The sequence below is a fragment of the Roseovarius sp. genome (assembly GCF_018066915.1).
Classification (GTDB): domain Bacteria; phylum Pseudomonadota; class Alphaproteobacteria; order Rhodobacterales; family Rhodobacteraceae; genus Roseovarius.
The window spans coordinates 1-3349 of the sequence record NZ_JAGPVV010000133.1 but is presented as its reverse complement, the minus strand read 5'-3'; the positions used below and the strand labels follow the sequence as shown (position 1 = coordinate 3349).

General features: G+C 63.8%; 3 protein-coding genes and 2 pseudogenes. 1 reads left to right on the top strand and 4 read right to left on the bottom strand.

Annotated features, from left to right (window positions below):
* Window positions 1–183: pseudogene (locus KBT70_RS07360) on the top strand (FadR family transcriptional regulator); the annotation flags it as partial.
* 6 nt (window positions 184–189) lie between these two features.
* Here the strand turns inward: KBT70_RS07360 and KBT70_RS07355 are convergent.
* The 4 genes and pseudogenes from KBT70_RS07355 to KBT70_RS07340 form a co-directional block, all read right to left on the bottom strand.
* Complete coding sequence (locus KBT70_RS07355; protein ID WP_296630605.1) at window positions 190–1551, bottom strand: sigma-54 dependent transcriptional regulator; 1362 nt, start codon at window positions 1549–1551, stop codon at window positions 190–192.
* Window positions 1548–1685, bottom strand: a complete 138-nt coding sequence (locus tag KBT70_RS07350; RefSeq protein ID WP_296630601.1) for a hypothetical protein — start codon at window positions 1683–1685, stop codon at window positions 1548–1550. The genes KBT70_RS07355 and KBT70_RS07350 overlap by 4 nt, the downstream gene beginning before the upstream one ends.
* A 4-nt stretch (window positions 1686–1689) precedes the next feature.
* Window positions 1690–3000, bottom strand: coding sequence for a c-type cytochrome (locus KBT70_RS07345; protein ID WP_296630598.1), 1311 nt, complete (start codon window positions 2998–3000; stop codon window positions 1690–1692).
* A gap of 2 nt (window positions 3001–3002) precedes the next feature.
* Window positions 3003–3349, bottom strand: a pseudogene (locus KBT70_RS07340) (formate dehydrogenase subunit gamma); the annotation flags it as partial.

Sequence of the window (3349 nt, the reverse complement as noted above, 5' to 3'; positions counted from 1 at the left end):
ATGAACATGATCACCTTTACCGCCCGCTCGCGCGAGGCCATCGTGGGCTTTCACACCCGCATCGCCGATGCGCTTGCCAGTTCTGATGCAGAGGCCGCGCAATCGGCCTTGACCGAGCTTGAGGCCTATACGCTGACCCTTGGGCGTGATGTCATGGCCGCCCGCGCCCGCACGCCCAAATAGACCGCCTCAGACGCCCCAGGCCGCGCATTTGCGGTCAATCGTCTTGCGCGCCACGCCCAGACGCCGCGCCGCCTCGGCCCGGTTGCCGCCACAGGCATCGAGCACGGCCATGATATGCCGCTGCTCGACATGCTCCAGCGTCTCCAGCGCCTGCTCCCCGCCCCCCCGGCCAGAGCCTGCGAATTCCTCTGGAAAGGCCCCGAGGATCACCGACCGCTCGATCAGATTGCGCAATTCGCGCACATTGCCGGGCCAGTCATAGCGGCTCAGCTTGAGCAGGACCTCGGCATCGAGATCAAGCGCAGGCATCCCCAGCGCCCCTGAAAACTCGCTCATGAAGAGCGCCGCCAGTTCGACGATATCCTCCTGCCGCTCCTTGAGATTGGGCATTTCCACGTTGACGATGTTGATCCGGTGATAGAGATCGGCCCGGAACCGCCCCGCGCGCACCGCCTCAAGCAGATTGGCATTGGTGGCAAAGAGAAACCGCAGATTGAGCGGGATTTCCCGTTCGGACCCGATGGGGCGGATACGCTTGTCCTCCAGCACCCTCAAAAGCGCCGCTTGCACATGTTCGGGCAGTTGCGCCACCTCGTCGAGCAAGAGCGTGCCACCATCGGCATGAAGCAATAGCCCATCCTTGCGCGCGCGCCCATCCTCGACCACGCCAAACAATTCCTCGGCGATGCGATCCGCCGAAATCGCAGCGCAGTTGACGGCGACAAACGGCTTTTGGGACCGGTTCGACAACCCGTGCAGCGTGCGCGCGGCAATCTCCTTGCCGGTCCCGCTCGCCCCTGTGAAGAGAACAGAGGTGGGCGCTGCCGCCAGCTTGCCCAGCATCGCGCGCACGCTCTGGATGGCGGGGGAATGTCCCAAGAGCCGCCCCCGCGCCGCCTGCCCCCCCGCCGACAATTCGTGCCGCAAGAGGTAATTCTCACGCGCCAGAAACTTGCGGTCGAGCGCGCGCGCCACCGCATTGAGGATCTGATTGGCGCGAAACGGCTTGAGCACGAAATCCGTGACCCCCGCCCGCAGCGCCTTGATCGCCGTATCAAGATCGGCATAGGCGGTGATCAGGATCGTATCGGCAAAGAGCCCGACGCGTCGCTGTTCCTCGAGCCAATCCAGACCGGTCTTGCCCGGCATGATATTGTCCAGAATGACCAGATCGAAATGCACCTGATCGAGGATCATCGCCCCCTCTTCGCAGGTGCGCGCCTGCTCTACGTGACGGCACCGCGGCCCCAGCGTCTTGACCAGAAAATTGCGCATCCCCGGTTCATCGTCGATGATGAGCACCGACGCATGCGCGAGGTTCTGGCCATAGTCCTCTGCTGTCTCTTCGGGCGCGGGGTGCGGCGTCATTCGGCCGCGTCACCTAGCCGAACAGCATCACCCGCGCGCTTGGCCTCTGACGTATAGCCCAACTCGTGCAGCACGGTGGGGGCGGCGGCGGCAATCACCGCACAGGCGACAAAGGCTGCAAACATGGCTTTCATTTTCTCAGTTCCCTTCTGTTGCGGTGGCACGGCGCAGATAGTTGATCATGTCCTGCCGGTCTGCTGCCGCCGTGATCCGTTGCATTGGCATCTTGGAGCCGGGGATATAGTGATCCGGCCCAAGGTCGAATAGCGCGTCAATCGTTGAGTCATTCCAGACGATCCCCGATCCATCGAGGATATCGGAATAGGGGTAGCCGGGCACCGTTCCCGCCTGACGCCCAAAGAGCCCATAGAGCGTTGGCCCCGCCTTGCGCGAGGGCGGTGGTGTCAGCGCATGGCAGATCGAGCATTTGCGCATGAATTGCCGCTCGCCATTCTCCATCTCTTCGGGCGGGCGCAGGAAACTATGCTCTGTCTCGCCCGCCGGGTCATACGCGCCCAGCATCTCGACCGGCCAGCCATAGACCACCTCGCTCAGGCCACCCGCATAGATCATACGCCCATCGGGCGAGAAATCCAACGCCCAGACCGGGCCGCGCGCCATGGCCTGAAAATCGCGGGTGATCCGCCATTCGTCGGTGTCGATCACCATGATATAGCCCTGCCCATCCCCCGCCGCCAATTGCGCGGTTTCCGCGTGATGAACCAGCGACAGCACCGGGCGGCGTTCCAGCGTGAAATCAGCGACCTGCTGACCGCTCGCGGGATCAATCACGCGCGTCGCCCCATCAACCGCGCCATAGGCAAGCCACGCATCCTCGGGCCCCAGCACGATCCGGTTGATGCCAAACCCCTGATTGAGCAGTTCCCGCGGCGGCGCGCCCACCTCTTGCCAGCGCCATTCCCGCAAAGAGCCATCGGCAGAGGAGGAATACAAATGCGCCCCATCGCTGCTGAACGCCACATCGCTGACCGCTGCATCATGCCCGGTCAGAAACCGCGCCTCCCCTCCGGACGCAGGCCAGAGGCCGATCGAGCCATCCCAACTGGCCGAGGCGATCCATTGCCCATCCGGCGAGACATCGAGCGCCGCGATCTTGCCCTTGTGCCCCTCACGCCGTGTGCCCTGCCCGGTCGCGCGGTCCCAGACGATCAGCGCGAAATCATCGCCGCCCGACACCAGCCGCCCCTCGTCCAGCGCCACAACAGCGATCACCGCCGCCGCGTGCCCCTCGAACCAGCGCGGCGTGCGCCCCTGCCAGAGCCCCACGGAATTGTCGAAACTGGCTGAAACCACCTCGCCACTCGTCGGCAGCACGCTCAGCCCCATGACCGGCCCACCATGCCCCTTGAGCGTCGTAAACTCTTGCGCCGCCAGCGGGCTTGCCCCCACCAGCGCCCAGAGCCAGAGACCAAAGGCGCGCGCCCCCATGGTTACTCCGCAGGATGCGCGGCCTTGCCATGATCAGGCGCGTGGCCTTTCTCCTGCAACTCCTTGAGCCACAGACCATGATGCTCGCGCGCCCATTGCTCTTCCACTTCGCCCGACCCCATGGCATCAAAGGCGCCCTCCATACCGACCGAGCCAATATAGATGTGCGCCAGAATGATCGCAGTCAGCACAAAGGCCATGATCGAATGCCAGAGCGTCGCAAGCTGCATTTCCTCATGCGGGGCAAGCATCACCGGTAACTCGCCAAAGCCCACCGCCTGCGGCAATCCGGTCTGATTGAGGATGGCAAAGGTCTTGGCGAACATCGGCAATTCGAACGGAAAGAGCA